Raw genomic sequence first — 26,411 nt, 5'->3', positions numbered from 1 at the left:
AAGAAGCAATGCGATCGAGTGCCCTTGCCCCGTCAACCCTGTTTGCCGGGCTGCTGCTGGCGGCGGCAGGGCTGGGCACGACCCCCATGGCGCTGGCGCAGACGCCGGCAGCGGGCCAGACCGAGGTTCGCCGGATCGAGGTCGATCTGGCCGACGCCGGCGCGCCGCTCGACCGCTCGTTCAATCTTTCGGTGGGCGCCGATTATCCCGGCACCACGATGCGCCCGGAAAACCTCGCGCAGCTCAAGACGGCGGTCGACGAGCTGGGGTTCCGCTATATCCGCTTCCACGACATCTTCCACGATGCGCTGGGCACCGTCCGGGTGATCGACGGCAGGACGGTCTATGACTGGACCAGGATCGACCAGCTCTACGACGCGCTGCTCGGCATGGGGATCAAGCCGTTCGTCGAGCTCGGCTTCACCCCCGCTGCGATGAAGACGTCCGATCAGACGATCTTCTACTGGAAGGGTAATACGTCGCATCCGAAGCCCGAAGCCTGGCGCGCGCTGATCGATGCGTTCGTGCGGCATCTGCGCAACCGCTATGGCGCGGAGGAGGTGCGCAGCTGGTATTTCGAGGTATGGAACGAGCCGAACCTGGCCGGTTTCTGGGAGCGCGGCGACCAGAAGGCCTATTTCGAGCTGTACGAGAACACCGCGCGCACGATCAAGGCGATCGATCCCAGGCTCAGGGTCGGCGGCCCTTCCACCGCCGGCGCAGCCTGGGTTCCGGAATTGCTCGCCTTCGCGGCGGAACGCGGGCTTCCGGTCGATTTCGTGACGACCCACACCTATGGGGTGGAGGGCGGATTCCTCGACGAGTACGGGCAGGACGACAACAAGCTCTCCACCAATCCCGATGCGGTGACGGCCGATGTCAGGAAGGTGCGCCGGGAGATCGATGCGTCGAAGTTTGCGGGCGTGCCGCTGTTCTTCAGCGAATGGAGCGCGAGCTACAACCCGCGCGACCCGGTGCACGATTCCTACATCAGCGCCGCCTATATCCTGGGCAAGCTCAAGGCGACGCGCGCCTATAGCCAGGGGATGAGCTACTGGGCCTATAGCGACCTGTTCGAGGAACCCGGCCCGCCACCGGCGCCTTTCCATGGCGGATTCGGCCTGATCAATCGCGAGGGCATCCCCAAGGCCGCCTATTTCGCATATAGGTATCTGAACCTGCTGCGGGGACGCGAAGTGCGCGTCGGCGACGATCAGGTGCTGGCGGCGACCGCGGACGGGCGCACCGGCGTCGTGCTGTGGAACTGGACCCAGCCCGAGCAGAAGGCGAGCAACCGGCCCTTCTTCACCAAGCTGCTCCCCGCACAGCCCGCGGCGCCCGCTGAGCTGAGCTTTGCCGGCCTCGCGCCGGGCAGCTACCGGGTGACGGTCCGGCGCACCGGCTTTGAGGCGAACGACGCGCATGGCCGCTACCTTCAGATGGGATCGCCCAAGGACCTCAGCGCCGGGCAACTCGCCGAGCTGCGCGCGCTGACGCAGGACAAGCCCGAGACGGACAGCACGATCCGCGTCGGCTCTGACGGCCGCTATACGCTGCGCGTCCCGATGCGCACCAACGACGTGATCTTCGCGCAGCTCGAGCCTGCGGAACGCAACTAGGCCAACGCCCCTTCTGGAGTTTAGAGTCCGATGGAACCCACACGCCGCCAGACGCTTGCGCTCGCCTTGGCGGGCGCCGGCCTGACCCTGCCGGGCCGCGCCGGCGCCGCCGATTGCCCCGCTCCCGCGCCGGTGTGGCAGCCGGGGATCGAGGGGCAGCGCAAGGCGGATCTCGGCGACGGGCGCTATCTCAACCCCGTGCTCGCGGGCGACCGGCCCGATCCCAACGTGCTCAAGGACGGGGACGATTACTACGCCACCTTCTCGTCCTTCCAATATTATCCCGGCATCCCGATCTGGCATTCGCGCGATCTGGTGAACTGGACGCCGCTGACCACCGCGCTGAGGAAGCATATCGGCATTGTCTGGGCGCTCGACATCGCCAAGCATGACGGGCGCTATTTCATCTACATCCCCGCGCTCGATCCCAATGATGCCAAGCGCGGGATCAAGACCTGGGTGATCCACGCCGACAGCATGGCGGGCCCGTGGAGCGATCCGATCGATATGAAGATCGACAATCTGATCGACCCCGGCCACGCGGTGGGCGAGGACGGCAAACGCTATCTGTTCTTCAACGCGGGCAACCGCGTGCGCATCAGCGACGACGGGCTGTCGGCGGCCGGGCCGGTCGAGCATGTCTATGGCGGCTGGCCGATCCCCGATGACTGGATCATCGAGGGCTTCGCGCTCGAAGGGCCGAAGATGATGCGCCGCGGCGGCTGGTTCTACATGTTCTCCGGCCAGGGCGGCACCGCGGGGCCGCCGACCAGCCACATGGTCGTCGTCGCGCGCGCGCGCTCGATCCACGGGCCGTGGGAGAATTGCCCGCACAACCCGATCGTGCGCACGACGCGGGCAAGCGAGCCCTGGTGGTCGCGCGGGCACGCGACGCCGGTCGAGGGGCCGCAGGGCGACTGGTGGATGATCTATCACGGCTATGAGAACGGCATGCGCACGCTCGGGCGGCAGATGCTGCTCGAGCCGATGGAGTGGACCGCCGATGGCTGGCCGCGTGCGCTCGGCGGCGATCTGTCGCGCCCGCTCGCCAAGCCGCGCGGCACGGCGGCGGGCCGGCACGGCACCGCGCTGTCAGGCTTCTCCGACGCGATGTTCGGGACGCACATGGCGTTCCAGACCATGGACCGCGACTATATGAATCGTGTCCAGCTCAAGCATGGGGTGCTGCGGCTCGCGGGCCGCGGCACCGGCCCCGCCGATGCCTCGCCGCTGACCTTCGTCGCGGGCGACCGCGCCTATCGGATCGACGTCGAGGTCGAGATCGAGGGCGACGCCCAGGGCGGCCTGCTGCTGTTCTACAACGAGAAGTTGTTCTGCGGCATCGGCCTCAGCGACGGCAGGCTCCATGCCTGGCGCATCGGGCAGGAGGAGCGCTGGCCGCCAGGCGGCCCGGCCTCGACCCGCCGGCTATTCCTGCGTGTCGTCAACGACGCGAACATCGTCACCTTCTTCCACAGCCGTGACGGCGAGAAGTGGACCAAGGAACGCTCGGTCGAGGTCGCTGGGTACAACCACAATGTCGCCGATGGCTTCCTCAGCCTCCGCCCCGCACTCTACGCGTCGGGGAAGGGGCATGTGACCTTCCGCGCGCTCTCCTACCGCGCGGGCTAGGCGCACGCACCCGGACAAGTGCTGCGGCCGGCGGTCTCCGACGGAAGAAAAATGGTGCTGCCGGTGAGGATTGAACTCACGACCTCAGCCTTACCAAGGATGCGCTCTACCACTGAGCTACGGCAGCACTCGGCGCGGGCGGCACGTCCGGCCCCGCGCGGGAGCGGCCCTTTTGCGCAGGGTCAGCCGGTTGTCAACCCGGGCAGGGCGGGTTTATCGCATCGCGCCATGAACGATGCCGAAAAGAAGGCCCGCCTCGCCGCTGCGCTGCGCGAGAATCTGCGCAAGCGCAAGGCGCAGGCGCGCGCGGTGACCGAGACGCAGCCCGTGCCACCGCGCGAGCGAGAGGATGGCTAGAGGGGTCCAGGTTCGGCTCAGGTGGAGCCGAAAAGTGTGATTTGCGAGCATCGGAGCGCAGCGTACTTAGGTACGTGGGCACCGAAGCGGAGCAAATCGCGCTTTGCAGGCCCGCATGGGCCGAACCTGGACCCCCTCTAGCGCGCCGTGATCGGCCGGCACTTGGCCTCGAGCCACACCCGCTCCTCGGGCGAGAGCTGCGGGCCGAGCACCTCCAGCACCTTGGCATGATATGCGTCGAGCCAGCGGCGCTCGTCCTCGGTCAGCAGCGTCGGCTCGATCAGATCGCGCTCGATCGGCGCGAAGGTCAGCGTCTCGAAGCCCAGCATCGGCGATTCGGCGCCGGGAATGTCCTTGTCGATCACCAGCACGAGGTTCTCGATGCGGATGCCGAACTCGCCGGCCTTGTAATAGCCCGGCTCGTTGGACAGGAACATGCCCGCGCGTAGCGGCTCGGCCGGGCCGCCGCCGGGATAGTTGGGCGCGGCGATGCGCTGCGGCCCCTCATGCACCGAGAGGTACGCGCCGACGCCGTGGCCGGTGCCGTGGCCATAGTCGCAGCCGACTTCCCATAGCGGCCGCCGCGCGAAGCCGTCGATCTGCCCGCCGGTGGTGCCCGCCGGGAACACCGCCGTCGCGATCGCGATATGGCCCTTGAGCACGCGGGTGAAGCGGTCGCGCATCTCCTGGGTCGGCTCGCCCACCGGGATCACGCGGGTGACGTCGGTGGTGCCGTCCGCATATTGCCCGCCCGAATCGACCAGATAGAGCTGGCCGTTCCCGATGGGCAGGCTCGATTCTTCCGTCACCTTGTAATGCGGGATCGCGCCGTTGGGGCCGGTGGCGGAGATGGTGTCGAACGACAGGTCCTTGAGCAGCCCGGTCTCCTCGCGGAACGCCTGAAGCTTCGCGGCGGCCGAAATCTCGGTCACGCCGCCCTTGGGCATCTCGGCCTCGGCCCATTTGAGGAACCGCGCCAGCGCCGCGCCGTCGCGCGCCTGCGCCGCACGGTGCCCCGCAATCTCGGCGTCATTCTTGATCGCCTTTGCCAGCACCACCGGATCGCGCACTGCCAGCACCTTGCCGCCGCCGGCCTCGATCGCGTCGAAGATCGCCGCCACCGATCCCGCCGGATCGGCCGCGACGCGCTTGCCCGCGAACTGGCCGAGCGCCGGGGCGAAGGCCGACCGGTCGTGCACCCGCACCGCATTGCCCAGATGCTTGGCGACGTCTTCGCCCACCTTGTCCCTGGCGACGAACAGGTCGGCGGTGCCGTCGGCATGGACGATGGCATAGGCGAGCGCGACCGGCGTGTGGCTCACATCCTTGCCGCGCACGTTGAACGCCCAGGCGATCGAATCGAGCGCGGACAGCACCACCGCATCGGCCTTGCGCTCGGCCAGCCAGTCGGCGATTCCCGCACGCTTGGCGGCGCTGGTCTGCCCGGCGGCCTCGTCGCTCTGGATCGCGAGCCTGGCGTCGGAGGGGAGCGGCCGGTCGTCCCACACCGCGTCGATCGGGTTGCGCTCCACCGCGACCAGCTCGGCGCCCTTCTCGGCCAGCGCCTTGCGCGCTTCCTCGACCCAGCCGCGCGTGTGCAGCCAGGGGTCGTAGCCGATCCGCCCGCCCTGCGGCGCGTGCTCGCCCAGCCAGCCGGCGATGCTCACTTGCGGCACCGGCACATATTCCCAATGCGTACCATCGACCTGCTGGCGCACCTGCAGCGTGTAGCGGCCGTCGGTGAAGATCGCCGCGGCTTCGGGCAGCACCACCGCGCTGCCCGCGCTGCCCTGAAAGCCGGTGAGCCAGCCCAGCCGCTGGGCATAGGCGCCGACATACTCGCTCATATGCTCGTCGGTCAGCGGCACGACGAACCCGTCGAGCTGCTCGCGCTTCAGTTGCGCGCGCAGGGCATTCAGGCGATCGGCATAGGTGGACATTCTCGTGATCCTCAACAGCGCGTGGTCCGGCGGCTCCTCCCCCAATCTGGGTGCGGCAGGCTCGTGTGTGAAGCCGTCCGGGCAATGGCGAAGGGCTAGGCCGATCGCGCGGCTTTTGGAAGGGGCGGGGCGGGCGGTTAACGCCGCGCCGGGCTGTGCCAGCATGGAACGCCCCCAAATCGGGGGTGGTACCCGCCGCCCGAATTTCGGATCATGCCGGGACAGGATTCAGGGAGTCGGGCACGTGCGCTGGAGCGGATGGGCGATCAGGACCGGGGTTGTCGTCGGCGGCGTGCTCGCCGCGATGGGCGCTGCCGCGCTGGTGCCGGCGAATGCGCCCGCCGGGCCTGTGGCGGCCGCGCCACAGCCCAAGCCTGCGGTCAAGGCGCCCGTGACCAAGGCGCCGGTCCCGCCCAAGCCCGCCCCTGCGCCCGAGCCGCAGCTGGTGGTCAAGCGCATCCTCGATATCCCCGGCCCGATCCGCTTCGGCGAGTATTTCTGGGATGCGGAGGGCATCCCCGCGGATGGGCCCCTCACCATCACCATCGACCTGGAGGCCGAGACGATGTCGGTCTTCCGCGACGGGTACGAGATCGGCGCCACCGCGATCCTCTACGGCGCGGACGAGAAGCCGACTCCGCTTGGGCTTCACAAGATCACGCAGAAGAAGGTGCACCACATCTCCAACCTCTACGGCGCGCCGATGCCGTACATGATGCGCCTCACCAATGACGGCGTCGCGATCCACGCGTCGGAGGTCGAGATGGGTGCCGCGACGCATGGCTGCATCGGCGTGCCGCTGCCCTTCGCCAAATTGCTGTTCGCGCAGGCCAGGCTCGGCGATCGCGTGATCATCACCCGCGGAAAGCGGCTCGGCATGGGCGGGGTGATCGCGGGAAGCTGAGGCAGGGAAGGTTCCTCTCAGCCGTCATTCCCGCGAAGGCGGGAATCCATTCCTCCCGCCGTTCCGGCTCGATCCGGCAGGTCAGCCGGAATGGATCCCCGCCTGCGCGAGGATGACGGTGAGGGAGGAGACGGGCAGAATAACTTTGCCCGCAAGCCGCGGGAAGCACGCGATTTGCACGGCGCCTATCTTGCGGAGCATATCCGCAGGAGAATTCCAATGACCCTCGCTCACAAGGACATAGACTCGCCGGTCGGCACGCTCCGCCTCGTCGCCAGCGACAAGGGGCTGGTCGCCCTCCTCTGGCCCAATGAGCGTCCCGGCCGCGTTCCGCTCGGCCCGACGCAGGAGGACGGCGACAACCCGATCCTCGTCCGCGCCGCGGCGCAGGTGACCGATTACTTCGCCGGCAAGCTGCGCGCCTTCGACGTGCCGCTCGATTTCCGCGGCACCAATTTCCAGCGCAGCGTATGGCAGGCGCTGCTCACCATCCCCTATGGCGAGACGCGCAGCTATGTCGAGATCGCGCGCCAGATCGGGCGCCCCACCGCCAGCCGCGCGGTCGGTGCCGCCAATGGCCGCAACCCGGTGTCGATCATCGCGCCGTGCCACCGCGTGATCGGCACCAGCGGCGCGCTCACCGGCTTCGCCGGCGGGCTCGAGGCAAAGCGCATGCTGCTCGACCTCGAGGCGGCGTAGCGAGGCATCCCGCCCTTGCGTCTCTGGTCGCGGTTTCCGATCGATTTGATATATCGATACCGCACGCAGCGCGGGGAGGATGGTCTCATGTACCGATACAGGATTTTTGCTGCTCTCATGGCCGCGATGCTGGCGTCGAGCCCGGCGGCGGGACAGCTCGCCGGGCTCGCGACCGCGACACCGGCCGCTGAAGAGCAGGTTTTGGATGTGCGCATCCCTTCCGCGCCAGGCGTGATCCTGGCGGCAACGCTGCGCCTGCCCAAGCGGAGCGGCCGGTATCCGGCGGTCATTCTCCAGACCGGCTCCGGCCCCAACACGCGCGGTGCCTATCTCACGCTCCAGCGGCGGCTGATCGCAGCCGGAATCGCCACGCTCGATTTCGAGAAGCGCGGTGTCGGCCAATCGACCGGCACGTTCACCGATTCGATGGGCGACATGGAGACCGATCTCGCCGCAGCGATCGCCTGGCTGCGCACACGCGCCGACATCGATGGCGCCCGGATCGCGCTGCTCGGCCACAGCCAGGGTGCCGCCGCCGCACCGATCGTCGCCGACCGGGATGGGAGCCTGGCCGCGATCGTCTTCCTTGCCGGGCCAGTGGGAGATCGCGGGACCATGTTCCTCGATGGCATGCGGGCCCAGCTGATCGAGGGCGGGCGCTCGCCGGATGCCGCCGAAAGCGTGGTTGGCGCAGCCCGCATCTGGATGGAGGCGCGCAGCCGCAAGGCGCCCGGTGGAGAGATCGTCCGGGCGCGCGCTGACTTGGTCGCAGCCTTCACGCGCGCCGGCTTCCCGCCACAAGCCGCCGAAGGCGCGACGAAGGTGCTCGACACCCCCCAGCTCCTGTCGTTCTACGAAGCCGCGCCCGGCCCGGCCCTGCGCCGATTGCGTATTCCGGTCCTGGTCGTCCTGGCGGGGCGCGACGAGATCGTCGATCCTCCCGGAGCTGCCGCCGCGCTGGGCGAGAATCCCAATGCGCTTGTCCTCACGGTGCCGGGAGCGGGACACAACTTCGCCTACCGTCCGGCAGACGCGCCGCCGCGGACCAATCCTCCCGGCGGCCGCTGGTTGTTTCCGGAGCCGCTGATTGCCCGGTGGCTCACAGATTGGCTGGTGCATGGCGGCATGAACTAGGCCGCTGCGCCGCCGCATGCGGCTTCGCTACTCGTTGATCGTCACCGCCTCGCCCACCTTCGCCGCTTCGATCTGCGCGGGAGTGAAGGGGAAGCGCACCCAGGCCTTCTTCGCATAGAGCCGCGTCTGGTCGGCGTACCAGGGCGATGCCGGATCGGGCGACTGCGAATAGCTCAGCACCGTATCCGCGACCGGTCCCGTGGCGTCGAAGCCGACGACCTGCACATAGCTCGACCCGTGGCGCGGCGTGACGCCGCCGGGTGCGGGTTCGGAGATCTGGACGTTGAGCACGCCCAGCTGCCCGTCGCCGCCATGCACCGGGATGCGCTCGGTCCCGCGCTGGGCGTATTGCACGTCGCTCCAACGCGCATCGAGCGCAATTCCCGCCTTGGCCACTTCCTCGGCAGCGGCCTTGAGTGTCTCGATCAGCTTCGCGGCGGGCTCGCCATGAACCGCAAGGGCGCGTGGCGTCTGGATCGGCATATCCAGGCTGAACGGAACGGTCCAAACGCCGGGAATGGATCGCGCCTTCATCCAGAACCGGTCGAACAGATACGCGCCGCGGCTGTCGATCTCGTAGCGGCGATCCCATTTCGCCAGCACCGCGCACGCCTCTGCGACTTCCGCCTTGCCCCGGCACAGGTTGAGCAGGTTGCCCATCACCAGATCGGCGGCCAGGCTCTTGTTGGCGAAGAGCATATCCTTCGCGCCTGCGTGATCGACCTTGCCCCGTTCGATCAGCGCATCGGTTTCCTTGAAGCCGGATCGCGTGCGCAGCGATAGCGGCTGCTCGGCCGGCCCCAGGATCGGCGACAGCACCCTGTGCGGGCTACGCGGATTGCTCATCCAGTAGCTGTCATTCATGTTCGCGACGTAGTCGCGCCGCTGGTAGATCGCCTGGTCCTTCGCCGGCATCAGGCCCGGCACCGCGGTTCCCGCCGCCACGTCCCAGGCGCATGCTGACTTCGACCCGTCGAGCAGGGTCGCCGCGCGCGCCACCACGGGCGACAGCGGCGTCGCGCACGCCTTGATCTTCTCCGCGGAGACATTGGGCACCGCGGTGACGTCCGCATGCAGCGCATCGCCATGCCGGTCGGCGGCGATCGTGTTGACCCAGGGAATGCCCAGAGTCTGCGTCACCGCATCGCGCACCTCGCCGACATTGCGCGCCCGCGCGATGCGCAGCCAGGTGCCCACGCCGCGCTGGTTGCCGCGATTGGCGTCGCGCATCGTGAACGCCATCTTCCCGGTCCAGTTCGCCATCGCCTGCGGCATCACCACCACCGGCCCGAAGCGGGTCGAATACAGCGTCCGCTCGAACGATTTCCCGTCCGGCAACGGCACGTGCACCGTCCTCGCGATCATCTTCTCCGCCTTGCCGTCCACGAGATAGGCGGTGGGATCGGCGGGATCGAGCGCGAGCTGGTAGAGGGTGAAATGCCGCGCCGCGGTCACCGTATGCGTCCAGGCGATGTCGCGGTTGAAGCCTAAAGTGGGGAACGGCGTTCCCGCGATCCCCACCCCCGCCACGTCGATCTTGCCGGGAATGGTGACGTGCATCTCCCAGAATCGGCTCGGCCCAGCCCAAGGGAAATGCGGGTTGCCGACCAGCAGCCCCTTGCCGTCCGCAGTCACGTCGCCGCCGAACGCCCAGCCGTTGCTGGCGATCTCCAGCCGGTCGAAATCGGGCAGCACCGCGCTACTTACCGCAGCCGGCTTCTCCGTCCCCGGCGGCACCGCATTGGCGATCGCCGGGGCCAGCGCGAGCGAGCTCGCCAGCAGCATCTGCTTCTCGTTGAGCCGAAGCGTGTCGTCCGGCGTGATCGGCCGCACCCATGCTTTCCCGCGGCACGCCTCCGGAGCACCCTGCGGCCCGATGTCGCGCAGATAGCGGTTGTAGCCGGCGACATAGCCTTGAACGATCTCGAGCACCTCGCGCCCCTGTGCCCGCAAGCCCCTGCGCAATGCGGGCAGGTCGATCGCGCTGCGGAAGAAGATGTCGGAAGAGAGGTTATCGACTGGCTGGAAGCCCAGGGTCGCGCGGTTCGCCGGCCCGAAATGCAGCGACCGCTCGCCCGCCACCGTCGCGAACTCCTCGGCGATCATGCAGAGATTGTCCTGCGCATAGGCATAGCCCACGCCGTATCCCGCACCGCGCCAGTCCTTGGCGCTGATATGCGGGATGCCGTGCTGCGTCCGCACAATCTTCGCCTCATACCGCTGTGCGTGAGCCGCCCCCGCCAGCGCCACCAGGGCCGCGCCCGCCAACATCGCCCGCTTCATCCGCCCGCTCCCGTTCGTTTCGGCCATGATGGCGTAGGCCTTACGTTCGCGGCAAGTGCCCGCGGAGGGTAATGCCGCCTCGACTTGGAGGAAGGCGAGCGGCTAGGGAAACGCCATGACCGATCTTCCCAAGCCCCCCGTCGCCGCCACCCGACCCCACAGCTTCGAGCGCCACGGCGTGACCATCGAGGATCCGTGGAGCTGGCTGCGCGATCCGGGCTATCCCAACGTCACCAGCGAGGAGGTGCTGGCGTATCTCCGGCAAGAGAACGCCTATTACGAGGCGGTGATGAAGCCGCTGAAGCCGCTCGCCGACACGCTGTTCGCGGAGATGCGCGGCCGCATCAAGGAGGACGACGCCACCGTTCCGCAAAAGGATGGCGACTGGCTCTACTGGAGCGATTTCGAGCAGGGCGGCGAGTATCGCCGCTGGTGGCGCAAGCCCGTTTCCGGCGGTGACGACCAGCTGATCCTCGACGAACCCGCGCTCGCCAAGGGCAAGGAATATTTCCGGCTCGGCGGCTTCTCGGTCTCCAACAATGGCCGCTGGCTCGCTTATGCTTATGACGACAACGGCTCGGAGCGCTTCCTGCTCAGGGTCAAGGATCTCGAGACCGGCGAGCATCTGCCCGACGAGATCCCCGGCATGCTCTCCGACATCGTGTGGACGTCGGACGATGCAGGCTTCCTCTACGGCCTCGCCAACGAGCAGTGGCGCACCGACAATGCCCGCTACCACCGCCTCGGCAGCGACCCCGCCGAGGATGTCGAGCTCTATCACGAGGAGGATGAGGGCTATCGCGTCGGCGTGGGCGAGACCCAGTCGCGCAAGTGGATCGTCATCTCGACCGGCGATCATGTGACAAGCGAGGTGCGCCTGCTCCCCGCCAACGACCCGCTCGCCACGCCGATCCTCGTCGCCCCGCGCAAGGAAGGGCGCGAGTACGACGTCGAGGAGCATGATGGCACGCTGTTCATCCACACCAACGACACCCACACCAATTTCCGCCTGTGCACCGCCAGCATCGACGCGCCGGGCGAGTGGGTCGAGCGGATTGCGCCCTCGCCGCATTTTTATATGACCGGCGTGACCCCCTTCGCGGACTTCTTCGTCGTCGAGGGGCGTGAGGACGGGCTCGACCAGATCGAGCTGCACCAATATGCGGGCGGTCCCGCCAAGCGCATCCCCTTCCCTGAGGCGAGCTATGTCGCCTCGCTCGGCGACAATCCCGAATATGCGGTCGGCGTGCTGCGCATCGGCTATGAATCGATGGTCACGCCCGGCACCGTCTATGATTATCACGTCGCGACCGGCGAACTGGAGACGCGGAAGGTCCAGATCATCCCCTCGGGCTATGACGCCGGCAAATACGCCACCGAGCGCCTCAAGATCGTCGCACGCGACGGCACCGAGGTGCCCTGCTCGATCGTCTATCCGCGGGACTTCCCGCGCGACGGTACGGGCAAGCTCTATCTCTACGCATACGGCGCCTATGGCATCGCGATCCCGCCGGGTTTCTCGACCTCGCGCATGTCGTTCCTCGACCGCGGCGTCGCCTTTGCCATCGCGCATATCCGCGGCGGCGATGATCTCGGGCAGCAATGGTATCTCGACGGCAAGCTCGCCAAGCGCACCAACACCTTCAACGATTTCGTCGATGTCGCGAAGGGGCTGATCGAGCGCGGCTTCACCCATAAGGGCGGCATCGCCATCGCGGGCGGCTCGGCCGGCGGCGAGCTGATGGGCGCGGTGGTGAACTCCGACCCCGATCTCTGGGGTGCGGTGGTCGCCGACGTGCCCTTCGTCGACGTGCTCAACACGATGCTCGACGACACGCTTCCGCTGACGCCGGGCGAATGGCCCGAATGGGGCAACCCGATCACCGACAAGGAGGCGTTCGAGCTGATCCGCGGCTATTCGCCCTATGACAACGTCAAGCCCCAGGCCTATCCGCCGATGTTCATCTCGGGCGGCCTCAACGATCCGCGCGTCACCTATTGGGAGCCGGCCAAATGGGCGGCCCGGCTGCGCGCGACCAAGACCGACGACAACATCCTGCTGCTCAAGACCAATATGGGCGCCGGCCATGGCGGCAAGTCGGGCCGCTGGGAAAGCCTGCAAGAGACCGCAGAGGAGAATGCGTTCGTCCTGTGGCAGCTCGGCGTCGCGCAACCGGAGTAGCAGTGATGCAGATCGCCGTCCTCACGCTCGAAGGCTATAACGAGCTCGATTCCTTCATCGCCGCCGCGATCCTCAACCGGATGCGGGGCAAGGGCTGGGCGGCCTACATCACATCCCCGGCGGAAGAGGTGACGTCGATGAACGGCGTCACCGTCCGTCGCCAGCGCCCGCTCGACTTCATCGCCGAGGCCGACGCCGTCCTCATCGGCAGCGGCATCCGAACGCGAGACCACGCCGCCGAGGCCGATCTTCTCGCATGCGTCCGCCTCGACCCCGCGCGCCAGCTGATCGGCGCGCAATGCTCAGGCACCTTGCTGCTCGCCCGGCTCGGCCTGATCGGCGATCTCCCCGCCTGCACCGATCTCACCACCAAGCCCTGGGTGATCGAGGCGGGGGTCAACGTCATCGACGCGCCCTTCGTCGCCCATGGCAATGTCGCGACCGCGGGCGGCTGCCTGTCCTCGCACTATCTCGCCGCCTGGACGATCGCCCGCCTCGGCTCGCTGGCGGATGCCGAGGAGGCGATCCACTATGTCGCCCCGGTCGGCGAGAAGGCGGCCTATGTGACCCGCGCACTGGAGGTGGTGCGGCCGTTCGCGGGGACGGCCGCGATGCGGGCGGCCTGAGTGCCGGCCCGGCTTCTGAAGCCGTCGCACGAACTCATCGCCAAAAAAGGGCCACCCCGGCACGCGCCAGGGTGGCGTAGGAGAGAGCCTGACAGACCCTCAGCAGCGCTCCGCGACCAGCGCGCGGATACGTTCCAGCGCTTGCGGGTCGCGCGCCTGATATGGAAGCTATCGCCCTGAAGCGGCTCGGCGACAAAGGGCTCGGAGACCACGCCGCCATCGACGCGAACGGCCAGATTCTCCGTCACCGCGCGCGCGAACAGGCTGGCTAGCGCGTTGCCGCCTGGTCCGGTCAAGACGATCCGCAATTCGGGTTCGCCGTTCCAGTCGGACTTGCCGATCTCTGCCTTCGATACCGTATCCCGGCACAGCCGGAAAGCACCGATCCAGGCGCCTTGCGCCAGAGGGCTGGTGGCTTCGGCAATCGACCGCTCGACCCGCTCCAGCGTGATCTCGGCGCGCTGCAATGCAGCCTGTACCTTCTCGCGCGCGCAGGATGGCGGGTCGTTCGGATATTCTTCCTCACCCATGCCGATTTCGATCTTGCCCCAGATCTCTGTGGCCCGTCCTTCTGCATAGGCGTGCCGGCCCTCGACCATCTGGCGCTTCGCTTCCATCCGGCGGTTCATGTAGGTGGCCGCGCATTCCGCCGCGAACTCCAGATCGGCCTTGGCCGCGGCGAGGTCGTCATTCAGCCGCCGCGGCTTTTCCAGCATTGCTATCGGTCCTTGCAGCGCAATCGCGGTTCCCGAAATGCCCGCGAACAACCAACTGGCCACCTATTCCCCCTCCGCCTTCCGCTCTTCCAGCTGGGTCCTTCGGTGGCAGCGGTGGCAGAAAGCGTAGTCGAACATCTCGGCCAGCACCCAGGCCTGCGCTTCCGCATCCCACGCCGCCCATGCCTCGCGCGTCACGCCCGGCGTGCCGCAACCTTCGCATACATAGAGGATCCGTCCCGCTTCGCTCACCCGCATGGCTGTAGCGGGGGATCGCGCCGCTTTGGGGATTGTCCGATCCGAAACGGATCAATCGCGCCCGCTCCGGAATGGCGGCAAACGCCCCCGAAACCGCGCCGTCCCGAAAGGATTTGGTGAGGGCCGACGGTTAGGATCGCCGGTGTGAAATATCCGTTCGAGCTGCATCAGCGCGGCCGTCCCTCGCGGACCTGGCATCGCGCGCGTCCGAAGCCGCGCCTCCTTGCACGCCGCCCCGCGTGGCTTCCCGGCCGCGCCTCGCTCGTCACCATGACGCTTGCGGGCATGTTCGGCGGGCTGGGCTGGGCCGCATGGCCGATGCTGTCGCGCGCGCCCGCCGTCAAGCATGGCGCGGCGCTGGAGGCGCCGGCGCGCGACCCCTGGGCCGAATCGCGCCGCTCGGCCGCGTTGCTCGAGCCCCAGGAAGCGGCCCCCCTGTCCCGCGTCGATGCGCCGCCCGCGCCGCCGCTTCGCGCCCGCTTCACCCTGTGCCACAGTGGGGGCGGCAGCAATTGCGTGGTCGATGGCGATACCTTCTGGATGAACGGGACGAAGATCCGCATCGCCGATATCGACACGCCCGAGACCCACCCCGCGCGCTGCCCGCGCGAGGCCGAGCTGGGTGCGGCCGCCACGCGGCGGCTCCACGCCCTGCTCAACGCGGGCGCGGTCTCGCTCGCATCGGCGGGGCGCGACGCCGATCGCTATGGCCGCAAGCTGCGTCTGGTGTCGGTCGACGGCCAGGGCGTCGGCGATACGCTGGTCTCCGAAGGGCTCGCCCGCCGCTATGCCGGCGGATATCGCGAAGGCTGGTGCGGCTGACGGCACGGAAAAGGGCGGAAACCGCACCCGCGAAACGCTGTCCGCGCGGATGCTGCTCCCGCCCTCCCGGGCCCGAAGGCCCGGATCGCTTAGCTTGCTCAGCCGTTCAGTGCCGCATCAGCGCGGCGACAGCATCGACACCTCGGTCTCCACGGTCACGCGGCCGGCGGGGATGCGGATGCCCTTCTCGGCCATCTCCTTGCGGAAATCCTTCTCGGCGTCGGCGAGCTCCGCCTCATATTCGGCATAGGCATCGACGCGGTCGGCCTCGTCGTCGGCATCGGCCAGGTCCTTGCGCAGCTCGCGCTTCGCCTCGCTGATCGACGTCTTGTAGTCGAGATAATGGTGGTTGCTGTCGTCAAAGACCGGTTTGACGCGGTCACGCGCCAGCGCCGGAACGGTCAGCACGGCGAGCGCCGCGGCGGTCAGCGTCAGGGTTCGCATCGTTCGTCTCCTCATGTTGCCATGAACCGGGGAAAGGAACGGCTGCCGGCGACGACCGGTTGCCGCCGCAAATGCCCGCCGCGCCGGCTCCCTCTGGCCACGCCAAGGCGAGGCGTGGCGGGGAAGGGACGGAACGAACCGGGCGAAATGAGGCGGTGAGGGCATCGCTTCACCGGGCGTTCAGCGCGCCGCCACATTCGCGCCGGATTTGGTCGCCGCGGATCACGATCGGGCGGAGCTCAGCGATGGCCGCTCCGCCTGGCGCCGGTCACGCTGCGCAAAGCCGCGATCCGCGATTCCAGCTCGGCGCGCTCGGACGCGGAGAGCCCGCCCCGGCGGTAACGTGCCTCAAGCACGCCGATCTGGCGGCTTTCGCGGCGCAGCGCCCGCGCCTCGCGCCGCGACAGCTGGCCGCTCTCGCGCCCCGCGCGGATGTCGCGATCGGCCTGGCCCAGCTCGCGCGCGACGCCGGGCAGCGCGGGGGAGGGGGCGGGCCAGCGCACCCCGCCCGCGACGGGTCGCGGATCTGCGCTGCGGCGGGCAGCGCGCTCAGCATGGCGGACATGGCGAGCAATGTGATTCGCATGGATCCGGCCCTCCCGCCCGCAATGCCGGGCCCGGGCATCCTGACCCGCGCTTGCTTTCACGAAGCTGACTGACCGGCCGCTACATCTTGTGTCAGATTCCTGTGGATGAATCGGTGCATGAAAAATTTGTGAGTTCCGCGTTCGTTCTCTTGCATTCTGAAAAGGCGAGGAAGGTCCGCGCGTCGCGTGCGGCAAGGCGTGGCTATGCGCCGGTGAACCGACTCAAATCAGCGACGAAACGAGTCTTCAAACGTTCATTTACGGTCTTGCCTCCGACGCCGATCTGCCACAATCTCTAGTGGTCACACAGGGGGACAAGCCCAAGCACTGGTGGAACGCCACCCGCGAACCCATATTCGCGGTATGGCCCGCCGCGTGCCGGGCAGGGCGGATGGACTGTTTTTGTTCTCACGCCCGCGCACGCGCGGTGGTAACATCGCCGGATGCTCCCGAGTCGTGATCTGGACGGTTTGGGGACGAGCAGCGATGGACTTCAGGGAACAGCAGGAAGCAAGCGTGAGTGAGACCGTGACCGATACCGCAGAAGTGATCGCAGAGACCAGGGCGGCGCCCGAAAAGGCAGCCGAGAAAGCCGCTCCCAAGGCGAAGAAGAAGCTCGACACCAAGACGGTGGCGCCGCGCATCTTCCCGGTCGAGGTCGATCATTCGCGCGACGCGCTGCTCACCGAATTCGGCAAGGAAACGCTCAAGGACCGCTATTTGCTGCCCGGCGAGAATTTCCAGGACCTGTTCGTCCGCGTCGCCTCGGCCTATGCCGACGACGCCGCGCACGCCCAGCGCATCTACGACTATATCTCGAAGCTGTGGTTCATGCCCGCGACGCCCGTGCTGTCCAACGGCGGCACCGGCCGCGGCCTGCCGATCTCGTGCTTCCTCAACTCGGTGCCCGACAGCCTCAACGGCATCGTCGATACCTGGAACGAGAATGTCTGGCTCGCCTCGCGCGGCGGCGGCATCGGCACCTATTGGGGCAATGTCCGCGGCATCGGCGAGCCGGTCGGCCTCAACGGCAAGACCAGCGGCATCATCCCCTTCGTCCGCGTGATGGATTCGCTGACCCTCGCGATCAGCCAGGGCAGCCTGCGCCGCGGCTCGGCCGCCTGCTATCTCGACATCTCGCACCCGGAGATCGAGGAGTTCCTCGAGATCCGCAAGCCCTCGGGCGACTTCAACCGCAAGGCGCTGAACCTCCACCACGGCGTGCTGATCCCCGACGCCTTCATGGAGGCGGTGCGCGACGGTGCCGAATGGACGCTGCGCAGCCCCAAGGATGGGTCGGAGCGCGGCACGGTCGATGCGCGCGCGCTGTTCCAGAAGCTGGTCGAGACCCGCCTCGCGACCGGCGAGCCGTACATCGTGTTCGCCGATCACGTGAACAAGAACATGCCCAAGCATCATCGCGATCTGGGCCTCAAGGTCTCGACCTCGAACCTCTGCTCGGAGATCACCCTGCCCACCGGCAAGGACCATCTCGGCAACGAGCGCACGGCGGTGTGCTGCCTTAGCTCGCTCAACCTCGAGACGTGGGACGAGTGGAAGGGCGAGAAGGGCTTTATCGAGGACGTGATGCGCTTCCTCGACAACGTCCTTCAGGACTATATCGACCGTGCCGAGCCGGGCATGGAGAAGGCCGCCTATTCCGCCGCGCGCGAGCGCTCGGTCGGCCTCGGCGTGATGGGCTTCCACAGCTTCCTCCAGGCGCGCGGGCTCCCGTTCGAGGGCGCGATGGCCAAGACGCACAATCTGCGCATCTTCAAGCACATCAAGGCGCAGGTCGACGAAGCCTCGATGCAGCTCGCGATCGAGCGCGGGCCGTGCCCCGACGCCGCCGACATGGGCGTGATGGAGCGCTTCAGCTGCAAGATGGCGATCGCGCCGACCGCGTCGATCAGCATCATCTGCGGCGGCACCAGCGCCTGCATCGAGCCGATCCCGGCCAACATCTACACCCACAAGACGCTGTCGGGCAGCTTCTCGGTCAAGAACCCCTATCTCGAGAAGATCTTCATCGAGAAGTCGAAGAATTCGGACAATGTCTGGAACTCGATCCTCGAGCGCGGCGGCTCGGTCCAGCATCTCGACTTCCTCACGCAAGAGGAGAAGGACTGCTACAAGACCAGCTTCGAGATCGACCAGCGCTGGCTGCTCGAGCTCGCCGGCGACCGCGCGCCGTACATCGATCAGGCGCAGTCGCTGAACCTGTTCATCCCGGCGGACGTCGAGAAGTGGGATCTGCTGATGCTCCACTTCCGCGCCTGGGAGCTCGGCATCAAGTCGCTCTACTATCTCCGCTCGAAATCGGTGCAGCGCGCCGGCTTCGCGGGCGGGGTCGAGGCCGACAACACGATCGAGAAGCCTGAGTTCAACCTCGGCGAGAGCACCGATTACGATGAGTGCCTCGCGTGTCAGTGAGGTAGCAAATCCCTCTCCCTCTGGGAGAGGGAGGGAGCCGCCGAAGGCGGCGGAAGGGTGAGGGCAGTGCGTCTCTACGCAAATCAACCGATTGGCACCGTCCCCCGCGCCCGGCAACTCAGGCGCGACGCGCCGAAGCCTGAACGCCGCCTGCTACGCGCATTTCGCGAAGCGCTCCCGGCGTACAAGTGGCGGCACCAGGCGCCTGTCGGCCCTTTCTATGCGGATATCCTGTGCTTCGCGGAAGCGCTGGTGATCGAGGTCGATGGCGACACGCACGCCGATTGCGAGGCGCGCGACGCTTCGCGAACGGCAATCATTGCCGCCGAAGGTTTCCGGGTGATCCGCTTCACGAACGATGATGTGATGCACAACCTCGATGGTGTATTGTCGAGCGTCGCAGCGACTTTGGCGGATGGCAAAGGCGGTGTCGCATGAACATTGCTGCCCTCACCCTTCCGCCGCTTCGCGGCTCCCTCCCTCTCCCAAAGGGAGAGGGAATGAAGGAGCATCGCCCATGACTCACCTCCGCCTTCTCCCCCTCGCGGCGCTCACCCTGCTCGCCGCTTGCGCGCAACAGGTCGCCACCGCGGTCGAGCCGGGCGCTCCCGGCTTCCTGCTCGGCCTGTGGCACGGCTTCATCTTCCCGGTCGCCTGGGTGCTGTCGCTCTTCCTGCCCGAGGTCGCGGTCTATGCCGTGCCCAACAATGGCGGCTGGTATGATTTCGGCTTCTTCCTCGGCATCGTCGTGTTCGGCGTCGGCTCGTGGCGCGGCAAGAAGGTCGTGGTGCGCGAGCGTGTGGTGAAGGTCCGCGATCCGTCATGAACGCCTCGCTCGCCCTGACCATCGCCGGTGCCGCCTTCGCCGTCTTCGGCATCGCGCTTGCGCTGGTCATCGGCCCGATGCTCAGCCATCAGGCCGCGGCAAAGGGCGGCAAGCCCGCGCCGCGCGCCCTGTGGCTTGCGATCGGCGCGATCGACATGATGATCGGCCTCGGCCTGATCGTCTGGGCGCAGACGGCATGACCCGCGCGCTCGCCCTTCAGGCCGGAATCGGCATCGTCAGCGGCGTCGCGGGCCTCGCCCTGCTGCGCCGCCGCGCCGCCACGCCCGAGGGCGCCTATGCCGCGCGCATCGCCGGCATGATGCTGGTCGCGCTCTGTCTCTTCCTCACCGGCTTCGCGCTGGTGTTCAGCCTGGCGAGCGCGGCATGAACCGGGCGCAATTTCCAGCTGGCCTTCGGAACGGGTGGCGGCCGCTGGCCGGCTACGCCGTCACGGTTGCGCTCGCGATCGCCGTTTACGAGCTGCTTCGGTTCCTGGGGCCCGCGATGCCCGCATGGGTCACCTCCGTTATTGCGCTAGGCATGATTGCTTACGGCCTGTTCCTGACGGTTCAGCGCATCCGCCGCCCGCTTTTCGATCACGAGGGAGATGCCGGTTGGACCGGCCCGCCGACCTTCATCACGTTCGGTGCCCTCATCCTCATCCTGAAATTCGCCTCGGAGTAATCCAATGCCTCTTCTCGAAGCCCGCAAGACCTACAAGCCCTTCGAATATCCCTGGGCGTTTGAGTTCTGGAAGCGCCAGCAGCAGATCCACTGGCTGCCCGAAGAGGTGCCGCTGGGCGAGGATTGCCGCGACTGGGCGCAGAAGCTCACCGATCACGAGCGCAACCTGCTCACTCAGATCTTCCGCTTCTTCACCCAAGCCGATGTCGAGGTGCAGGATTGCTACCACGAGAAATACGGCCGCGTGTTCAAGCCGACCGAGATCAAGATGATGCTCGCCGCCTTCTCCAACATGGAGACGGTGCACATCGCCGCCTACAGCCACCTGCTCGACACGATCGGGATGCCCGAGAGCGAGTACGGCATGTTCCTCGAATATGCCGAGATGAAGGACAAGCACGACTATCTGCAGAAGTTCGGCGTCGACACCGACGAGGACATCGCCAAGACGCTCGCCATGTTCGGCGGCTTCACCGAGGGGCTTCAGCTCTTCGCCTCGTTCGCGATGCTGATGAACTTCCCGCGCTTCAACAAGATGAAGGGCATGGGCCAGATCGTCTCCTGGTCGGTCCGCGACGAGAGCCTGCACTGCGAAGGCATCACCCGGCTCTTTCATGCCTTCGTCAAGGAGCGCGACTGCCTGACCAAGGCGGTGAAGGACGACATCATGGACGTCTGCCAGACGACCGTGCGGCTCGAGGATGCGTTCATCGACCTCGCGTTCGAGCAGGGCCCGGTCCCCGGCATGACGCCCAAGGAGATCAAGAAGTATATCCGCTTCATCGCCGACTGGCGCCTCAACCAGCTCGGCCTCAAGCCGATCTACATGATCGACGAACACCCGCTCCCCTGGCTCACCCCGCTGCTCAACGGCGTCGAGCACGCCAACTTCTTCGAGACGCGCGCGACCGAATATTCGAAGGGCGCGACCAAGGGGAACTGGAACGAGGTGTGGGATTCGTTCGACAAGCGCCAAAAGGCGAAGGCCGGGCCTGCGGCGAACGAGGATGGCGCTGGAGAGGGCGGGCTGTTCGATGGGACGGTGGCGGCGGAGTGAGCGGGCCGCGCAGGGGATTAGCGCCAGCTAATCCCCGCTCCTCGGCGGCACGCCCGGCCGGCGGCGCTACGAGCGCCGACCGACGCAGGCACGGGCTTTGCCCGTGCTTGACCTGATTCTCGAGTTCTGTAAGATCTCATTTTGTTCCAGAGTATATAGATGGGAAGCGCGCCGATGTTGGATCCTCTCGGTCACGTCTCTGCCCATGTCGATCTTCTCGCCACGGCTCGTGGGAAGAAGTTCGGAACGATCCTCGCCGATCCGCCGTGGCAGTTTCAGAACCGCACCGGCAAGGTTGCGCCTGAGCACAAGCGGCTTAACCGCTACGGCACAATGACGCTGGACGAAATCTGCGCGCTACCGGTGGACGACATCGCGGCTGATCCATCCCATCTCTATCTTTGGGTGCCCAACGCGCTGCTGCCTGAAGGCCTTCGCGTCATGGAAGAATGGGGCTTCCGTTACATCTCCAACATCGTCTGGCACAAGGTGCGTAAAGACGGGGGTTCAGATGGACGCGGAGTGGGTTTCTATTTCCGTAACGTCACCGAACTGCTGCTTTTCGGGGTAAAGGGGAAGAACGCCCGCACGCTCGATCCTGGGCGCAGTCAGGTTAATATGATCCAGTCGCGCAAACGCGAACATAGCCGCAAGCCGGACGAGCAGTATAAGATCATTGAGGATTGCAGTTGGGGGCCTCGCCTTGAAATGTTTAGCCGTGGGGCACGGAAAGGCTGGACGGTTTGGGGAAATCAGGCCGACGAAAGCTATAAGCCGACTTGGGATACCTATGGCTACAACAGCGCGATGCCGGTAGCAGCAGAGTAATGTTCGACCGACTTCGTGATCATGGCTTCGAGGTGCTTTTCACCAATCACGCCGAAGCCATCCTGCTGCACGACTTTCCTGAGCTCATTGACGAGATGGAAGGCGCATTGCTCAACATCTCACTTCCAATCACCGAAATCATCGGCGGTGGTGGCGGTGAAGCGAAGATGACGCAACGCCTTCGGCGCGGCCTGGCTGCGCTTCACTGGACCAAGCACAATTTCGAAATGACCAAGACGGTCGATGGTGTCGCAAAGGAATCTATTAGCCACGAAATCGATCATGTCCGGCGCGCGGATAAGGGGATCGTGGCATTCGAAATCGAATGGAACAACAAGGATCCATTCTTCGACCGCGACCTAGAAAACTTCAAACGCCTTCATGCCGAGGGGGCGATCAGCATCGGTGGTATCATCACTCGCGGTTCCGAAATGCAGGCAACCATGCGGGAGCGGATTGAGCAATTCGCGAGCGGTCGCGGGATCGTGGACTTCGACGGGCTGATCGAGTTTGGAGCCGGCTCGCCGACTGGACCTCAGCGAAAACAGATCGAGGCCGACATTGCTCGGCAGGTCTCATTCGTAAAAGCTTGGGCTCGCAAGTTCACATCCGACAAATTCGGCCAAGCGACCACGCATTGGTCAAAACTAATGGATCGCGTGGCGCGAGGTGTGGGCAACCCTTGCCCGCTTGTCCTTATCGGGCTTCCACCCTCGATCATCGACATGAACAGCTAGAGGAATTTTCCTACAAGAGCCAAATAGGTTAAATACGCCAACTCCAAGAACCAAAGGAGTCGGCCCATGAAGCAGGACCAACCAACCCCAGGCCCCACCGACGACATATCCCTCCTGCCACCAGCATCGCGCAACCACTGGACCCCGGCGCGTCAGCGCATCTTCCTCGCCGCGCTGGTCGAAACCGGGAGCATCGCACGGGCGGCGCGCGCCGCGGGCATGTCGCGGTCGAGCGCGCATGCGCTGCGCAACCGCCTCCCCGGTACGCCCTTCGACTATGCCTGGGATCGCGCGCTCCGGCTTCACGCCGCGCGCCTCGCCGATCCGTTCGCGCCCGATCTGCTCGCCCCGCGCCCTGCCGTCGCCGGTCCCGCCAGTTGCCCGCCCGTCGCGCCGCCGACGCGCGCATGACGCCGGCCGGTCGCCTTGGGGTCGAAACCCGTCGCCAGGCTGTCGCGCTGGTATCCCGCCATCGTCGTGCACCTGTCGCGTCGGTGTCGCGCCATCGTCGCGCGCCCGTCGCAATGTCAGCCACTTCCGGTCGCAAACCCGGCGTGTCGGCCGCAAACACCCGCTTTTACGTCAACTTTGTCGGAGGGCCTGCGTCGTCATGACGCCCCGAACCTCGCCTGACGCCGCAACAGCCTGCCGAACACGCTGCGGTCCTTCAGGATCTCCCGCGCCGCATTGTGCCCCGGCGCCCCGGTCACGCCCCCGCCCGGATGCGTCCCCGCGCCGCACATGTAGAGCCCCGCGATCGGTCCGCGATAGTCGCCATGCCCCAGCACCGGCCGCGCCGCCCATAGCTGGTCCAGCGACATCCGCCCGTGGAAGATGTCGCCCCCGACCAGCCCGAACTTGCGCTCGAGGTCCAATGGCGAATGGATCTGCCGCGCGAGGATCGAATCCCGGAAATTGGGCGCATATTGCGTCACCGTGTCGACAATGTCGTCCGCCGCCGCCTCGCGCTCGTCGTCCCAGCTGCGGCCATTGGGCAGGGTGGGTGCGAAATGCTGGCAGAACAGGCTCGCGACATGCGCGCCCGGCGGGGCCAGGCTGTCGTCGACGGTCGAGGGGATGGTCATCTCCACCACCGGCGCGTTCGACCAGCCGTATCGCACGGCGTCCTCGTGCGCGCGGTCCATATAGCCCATGGTCGGCGCGATGATGATCCCGCTGCGGTGGTGCTCGCCGTCCTTGCCCGGCAGCACAATGAAGTCGGGCAGCTCGCTCAGCGCGACATTCATCCGGAAGCTGCCGGAGCCGGTCTTGAACCCCGCGATGCGTCGCCGGAAGTCGTCGCCCAGGTCGCTCGGATCGACCATCTGCCGGTACAGCAGCGCCGGCCCGACATTGGCCGCGACCACCCCCGCCGCGATCTCCTCGCCGCTCGCCAGCCCCACGCCCGCCACGCGGCCGCCATCGACCAGCACGCGCTCGACCGGTGCCTCCAGGCTGATCTCGACCCCGGCCTCGCGCGCCGCATCGGCCATATACCCCGTGATCGCGCCCATTCCGCCGACCGGGTGGCCCCAGGCGCCCTTCTTGCCGTTCACCTCGCCGAACACATGGTGCAGCAGCACATATGCCGATCCCGGCGCACTCGGCCCCGCGAAATTGCCGACCACAGCGTCGAACGCGAACGAGGCCTTGACGTGCTCGTTCTCGAACCACTGGTCGAGGAATTCGTGCGCCGACTGCACGAACAGGGCGAGCGCGTCGCGCTGTCCCTCGATCGGCATCTTCGCCAGCTCGCGCCCCTGCGCCGCCGCCGCGAGCAGCGCCGCGATCCCGCCGCCGGCATTGGGCGGGGTCTTGAGCGCCATCGACCGCAGCAGTTCCGCGACCCGCTCCAGCGCATCCCAATATTCGGGCAGCGCCGCGGCATCCTTCATCGAGAAGCGCGCGAACTCGCCCTGCGTCCGCGCCGCGCCGCCGCCCAGCATCAGGTGCCCGTTATCGAGCGGAAAGAAGTTGCTGACCGGCCGCTCGATCACGCGATACCCGCGCTCGGGCAGCTTCATGTCGGCGATCACCCTGGGCTGGAGGAGGCTGACCGTGTAGCTCGCCGCCGAATTGCGGAAGCCGGGATGGAATTCCTCGGTCACCGCCGCGCCGCCCACCACGCTGCGCCGCTCCAGCACCCGCACCTTCAGCCCCGCCCGGGCGAGGTAGAAGGCGCAGACCAAGCCGTTATGGCCCCCGCCGATGATCAGCGCGTCGTAGCGGGCGGTCATCTCAAGCGGTCACTTGGACAGCTCGGCCACCACCCGCCGGAAATAGGTGACCGCCGGCCCCAGCTCGCTCAGCGGCGTGCGCTCGTTGAGGCCGTGGGCGAACTGGTCGGACTGCTTCATGAAGATCGGCGCGATGCCGTAGCTCGGCACCCCGCGCCCGCGGAAATGCATCGAATCGGTCGCCCCGGCGGACATGCTCGGGATGACCTTGACGGAGGGGAAGCGCGCATGGATGCCGCCGGTCACCGCCTTCATCACATCGGGCCGCAGCGGGGAGGCGGGGCCGGGCTTGCCGCCGCTGTCGTCCTTGACGATCGTCAGGCTCGGCTCCGCGGCGACCTCCTTGAGCTTCGCCTGGATGCTCTCGATCGAGTTGCCGGGGAAGATGCGGCAGTTGACGTTGGCGGTGGCGCGCTGGGGCAGGGCGTTCTGGGCATGCCCGGCATTGACCATGGTTGGCACGCAGGTGGTGCCGATCTGCCCGACCAGCCCGTAATTGGCGCGCAGCACCTTGAGCGCGGCCTCGTCCTGCGGATTGGCGAGGAAGGCGCGGATCGCCGCGGCGTCCTCGGGCTTGGCTGTCTCCGCCGCGACGGCGAGGGAGGCCTTGGTGATCTCGTTCTGCTCGGCCGGGAATTTGTAAGCACCGATCCGCTCCAGCGCCCGGGCCAGCGTGACGATCGCGTTCACCGGCCGCGGCGCGCTCGAATGGCCGCCGGGATCGGTGACCGTCAGGGTGAAGTCGGCATAGGTCTTCTCCGCCGCCTGCAGCCCGTAATATTCGGCCTTGCCCTCGGGCGAGTAGCGCCCGCCGCCGGCATCGATGTTGAGCAGCAGCTCGAGGCCGGTGTACTTCTCCGCCAGCGCGGCGGTGGTCTTCATGTCGGTTTCCTCGTCGCCCGACGCCATGAAGACGATGTCGCGCTTGGGCTTGAACCCGTCCTTCTTGAGCTGGATCAGCGCCGCGACCATCGCCGATACGCTGAACTTGTTGTCGGTCGATCCGCGGCCGAAGATATAGCCATTCTCGATCACCGGAGTGAACGGGTCGCGCTCCCAGTCCTTGGGGTCGGCGGCGACCACGTCCATATGGCCGATGATCCCGATCGGCTTGACGGTGCCGGACTTGTCCGTCCCGCGATAGCGCGCGACGAGCATCGCGGTGCCGGCCACGCGCTCGACGGTCACGTCCTCCGCCGCGAAGCCACCCGCGACCAGCGCGTCGCGCAAGTAGCTCGCATATTCCGGCGTCTGGTTGCCGGGCCCGTCGACGGTGCGATAGGCGATCGCCCGCTTGAGCAGCTCGAGCGCTTGCGCATCGGCTTCGGGCGCCGCCTTCTGGGCGTGGGCCGTGCCCGTCGCCGCTGCCATCATCGCCAACACCGCAACCATTGTCCGCATACGCC

At 66.9% G+C, this 26,411-nt stretch carries 27 protein-coding genes and 1 tRNA gene; 19 read left to right on the top strand and 9 right to left on the bottom strand.

Features of this window, described 5'->3' with window-relative positions; all coding sequences use genetic code 11:
- Window positions 1-8 precede the first annotated feature (8 nt).
- Window positions 9-1,619: a GH39 family glycosyl hydrolase gene (locus tag VGD28_RS06000; protein ID WP_331027421.1), complete on the top strand. Its 1,611-nt coding sequence runs from the start codon at window positions 9-11 to the stop codon at window positions 1,617-1,619.
- Between the two features lie 30 nt (window positions 1,620-1,649).
- The gene (locus tag VGD28_RS05995; RefSeq protein ID WP_331027420.1) at window positions 1,650-3,251 is read left to right on the top strand and encodes a tetracycline resistance efflux system leader peptide; all 1,602 of its coding nucleotides are present in this window, start codon (window positions 1,650-1,652) and stop codon (window positions 3,249-3,251) included.
- Window positions 3,252-3,303: 52 nt separating this feature from the next.
- Here VGD28_RS05995 and VGD28_RS05990 read toward each other — a convergent pair.
- Window positions 3,304-3,378: transfer RNA gene (locus VGD28_RS05990), tRNA-Thr, on the bottom strand.
- 101 nt (window positions 3,379-3,479) lie between these two features.
- Between VGD28_RS05990 and VGD28_RS05985 the strand changes: the two genes are divergently transcribed.
- Window positions 3,480-3,608 carry a hypothetical protein gene (locus VGD28_RS05985; RefSeq protein WP_331027419.1) on the top strand — a complete coding sequence of 43 codons (129 nt, stop codon included), beginning with the start codon at window positions 3,480-3,482 and terminating at the stop codon, window positions 3,606-3,608.
- 137 nt (window positions 3,609-3,745) lie between these two features.
- Here VGD28_RS05985 and VGD28_RS05980 read toward each other — a convergent pair whose 3' ends face one another.
- Window positions 3,746-5,548: an aminopeptidase P family protein gene (locus VGD28_RS05980; RefSeq protein WP_331027418.1), complete on the bottom strand. Its 1,803-nt coding sequence runs from the start codon at window positions 5,546-5,548 to the stop codon at window positions 3,746-3,748.
- A 244-nt stretch (window positions 5,549-5,792) separates the two neighbouring features.
- On the opposite strand from VGD28_RS05980, the gene VGD28_RS05975 reads away from it, so the two are divergent.
- The 3 genes from VGD28_RS05975 (at window position 5,793) to VGD28_RS05965 (ending at window position 8,285) form a co-directional block, all read left to right on the top strand.
- The gene (locus VGD28_RS05975) at window positions 5,793-6,452 is read left to right on the top strand and encodes a L,D-transpeptidase family protein (RefSeq protein ID WP_331027417.1); all 660 of its coding nucleotides are present in this window, start codon (window positions 5,793-5,795) and stop codon (window positions 6,450-6,452) included.
- 219 nt (window positions 6,453-6,671) lie between these two features.
- Window positions 6,672-7,151, top strand: coding sequence for a methylated-DNA--[protein]-cysteine S-methyltransferase (locus VGD28_RS05970; protein ID WP_331027416.1), 480 nt, complete (start codon window positions 6,672-6,674; stop codon window positions 7,149-7,151).
- Window positions 7,152-7,268: 117 nt separating this feature from the next.
- The gene (locus VGD28_RS05965; RefSeq protein WP_331027415.1) at window positions 7,269-8,285 is read left to right on the top strand and encodes an alpha/beta hydrolase family protein; all 1,017 of its coding nucleotides are present in this window, start codon (window positions 7,269-7,271) and stop codon (window positions 8,283-8,285) included.
- Window positions 8,286-8,312: 27 nt separating this feature from the next.
- Here the strand turns inward: VGD28_RS05965 and VGD28_RS05960 are convergent, their stop codons facing one another.
- Window positions 8,313-10,595 (bottom strand): penicillin acylase family protein, encoded by a 2,283-nt coding sequence (locus VGD28_RS05960; RefSeq protein WP_331027414.1) that lies wholly within the window; start codon window positions 10,593-10,595, stop codon window positions 8,313-8,315.
- An 88-nt stretch (window positions 10,596-10,683) separates the two neighbouring features.
- Here VGD28_RS05960 and VGD28_RS05955 point away from each other — a divergent pair, with 88 nt between their 5' ends.
- Window positions 10,684-12,750, top strand: a complete 2,067-nt coding sequence (locus VGD28_RS05955) for a S9 family peptidase (RefSeq protein WP_331027413.1) — start codon at window positions 10,684-10,686, stop codon at window positions 12,748-12,750.
- A gap of 5 nt (window positions 12,751-12,755) precedes the next feature.
- Window positions 12,756-13,376: a DJ-1/PfpI family protein gene (locus VGD28_RS05950; protein ID WP_331027412.1), complete on the top strand. Its 621-nt coding sequence runs from the start codon at window positions 12,756-12,758 to the stop codon at window positions 13,374-13,376.
- Here VGD28_RS05950 and VGD28_RS05945 read toward each other — a convergent pair.
- Together VGD28_RS05945 and VGD28_RS05940 are read right to left on the bottom strand one after the other, a co-directional pair.
- Window positions 13,310-14,155, bottom strand: a complete 846-nt coding sequence (locus VGD28_RS05945) for a hypothetical protein (protein ID WP_331027411.1) — start codon at window positions 14,153-14,155, stop codon at window positions 13,310-13,312. The genes VGD28_RS05950 and VGD28_RS05945 overlap by 67 nt on opposite strands.
- A complete protein-coding gene (locus tag VGD28_RS05940; protein ID WP_331027410.1) occupies window positions 14,156-14,350 on the bottom strand; it encodes a hypothetical protein in 195 nt (64 codons plus the stop codon).
- 144 nt (window positions 14,351-14,494) lie between these two features.
- On the opposite strand from VGD28_RS05940, the gene VGD28_RS05935 reads away from it, so the two are divergent.
- On the top strand, window positions 14,495-15,172 hold the full coding sequence (locus tag VGD28_RS05935) for a thermonuclease family protein (protein WP_331027409.1): 678 nt from the start codon (window positions 14,495-14,497) through the stop codon (window positions 15,170-15,172).
- Window positions 15,173-15,289: 117 nt separating this feature from the next.
- On the opposite strand, the gene VGD28_RS05930 is transcribed toward VGD28_RS05935, so the two are convergent.
- On the bottom strand, window positions 15,290-15,616 hold the full coding sequence (locus VGD28_RS05930) for a hypothetical protein (protein WP_331027408.1): 327 nt from the start codon (window positions 15,614-15,616) through the stop codon (window positions 15,290-15,292).
- A 239-nt stretch (window positions 15,617-15,855) separates the two neighbouring features.
- Window positions 15,856-16,119, bottom strand: a complete 264-nt coding sequence (locus VGD28_RS05925) for a hypothetical protein (RefSeq protein ID WP_331027407.1) — start codon at window positions 16,117-16,119, stop codon at window positions 15,856-15,858.
- 570 nt (window positions 16,120-16,689) lie between these two features.
- Here VGD28_RS05925 and VGD28_RS05920 point away from each other — a divergent pair.
- The 10 genes from VGD28_RS05920 (at window position 16,690) to VGD28_RS05875 (ending at window position 23,179) form a co-directional block, all read left to right on the top strand.
- On the top strand, window positions 16,690-18,636 hold the full coding sequence (locus VGD28_RS05920) for a ribonucleoside-diphosphate reductase subunit alpha (protein WP_331027406.1): 1,947 nt from the start codon (window positions 16,690-16,692) through the stop codon (window positions 18,634-18,636).
- Window positions 18,637-18,693: 57 nt separating this feature from the next.
- Window positions 18,694-19,074, top strand: a complete 381-nt coding sequence (locus tag VGD28_RS05915) for an endonuclease domain-containing protein (RefSeq protein ID WP_331027405.1) — start codon at window positions 18,694-18,696, stop codon at window positions 19,072-19,074.
- Window positions 19,075-19,153: 79 nt separating this feature from the next.
- Entirely contained in the window at window positions 19,154-19,462 is a 309-nt protein-coding gene (locus VGD28_RS05910) for a hypothetical protein (RefSeq protein ID WP_331027404.1), read from the top strand.
- A complete protein-coding gene (locus tag VGD28_RS05905; RefSeq protein WP_331027403.1) occupies window positions 19,459-19,662 on the top strand; it encodes a hypothetical protein in 204 nt (67 codons plus the stop codon). The genes VGD28_RS05910 and VGD28_RS05905 overlap by 4 nt, the downstream gene beginning before the upstream one ends.
- Window positions 19,659-19,850 (top strand): hypothetical protein, encoded by a 192-nt coding sequence (locus VGD28_RS05900; protein WP_331027402.1) that lies wholly within the window; start codon window positions 19,659-19,661, stop codon window positions 19,848-19,850. Before VGD28_RS05905 ends, VGD28_RS05900 begins: the two co-directional genes overlap by 4 nt.
- Window positions 19,847-20,146 carry a hypothetical protein gene (locus tag VGD28_RS05895; RefSeq protein ID WP_331027401.1) on the top strand — a complete coding sequence of 100 codons (300 nt, stop codon included), beginning with the start codon at window positions 19,847-19,849 and terminating at the stop codon, window positions 20,144-20,146. The genes VGD28_RS05900 and VGD28_RS05895 overlap by 4 nt, the downstream gene beginning before the upstream one ends.
- A 4-nt stretch (window positions 20,147-20,150) precedes the next feature.
- Window positions 20,151-21,203, top strand: coding sequence for a ribonucleotide-diphosphate reductase subunit beta (locus VGD28_RS05890; RefSeq protein ID WP_331027400.1), 1,053 nt, complete (start codon window positions 20,151-20,153; stop codon window positions 21,201-21,203).
- Window positions 21,204-21,377: 174 nt separating this feature from the next.
- The gene (locus VGD28_RS05885) at window positions 21,378-22,031 is read left to right on the top strand and encodes an MT-A70 family methyltransferase (RefSeq protein ID WP_331027399.1); all 654 of its coding nucleotides are present in this window, start codon (window positions 21,378-21,380) and stop codon (window positions 22,029-22,031) included.
- A complete protein-coding gene (locus VGD28_RS05880) occupies window positions 22,031-22,768 on the top strand; it encodes a BglII/BstYI family type II restriction endonuclease (protein ID WP_331027398.1) in 738 nt (245 codons plus the stop codon). Before VGD28_RS05885 ends, VGD28_RS05880 begins: the two co-directional genes overlap by 1 nt.
- A 66-nt stretch (window positions 22,769-22,834) precedes the next feature.
- Window positions 22,835-23,179, top strand: coding sequence for a LysR family transcriptional regulator (locus VGD28_RS05875; protein WP_331027397.1), 345 nt, complete (start codon window positions 22,835-22,837; stop codon window positions 23,177-23,179).
- 197 nt (window positions 23,180-23,376) lie between these two features.
- Here VGD28_RS05875 and VGD28_RS05870 read toward each other — a convergent pair whose 3' ends face one another.
- Together VGD28_RS05870 and VGD28_RS05865 are read right to left on the bottom strand one after the other, a co-directional pair.
- A complete protein-coding gene (locus tag VGD28_RS05870; protein WP_331027396.1) occupies window positions 23,377-25,005 on the bottom strand; it encodes an NAD(P)/FAD-dependent oxidoreductase in 1,629 nt (542 codons plus the stop codon).
- A 9-nt stretch (window positions 25,006-25,014) separates the two neighbouring features.
- A complete protein-coding gene (locus VGD28_RS05865; protein ID WP_331027395.1) occupies window positions 25,015-26,406 on the bottom strand; it encodes a M20/M25/M40 family metallo-hydrolase in 1,392 nt (463 codons plus the stop codon).
- Window positions 26,407-26,411: the final 5 nt, after the last annotated feature.

This window comes from Sphingomonas sp. (assembly GCF_036402235.1).
In the GTDB taxonomy this organism is placed as follows: Bacteria; Pseudomonadota; Alphaproteobacteria; order Sphingomonadales; family Sphingomonadaceae; genus Sphingomonas.
Note: the sequence above shows the minus strand (reverse complement) of the source record. Positions and strands in the feature narration are given on the sequence as shown.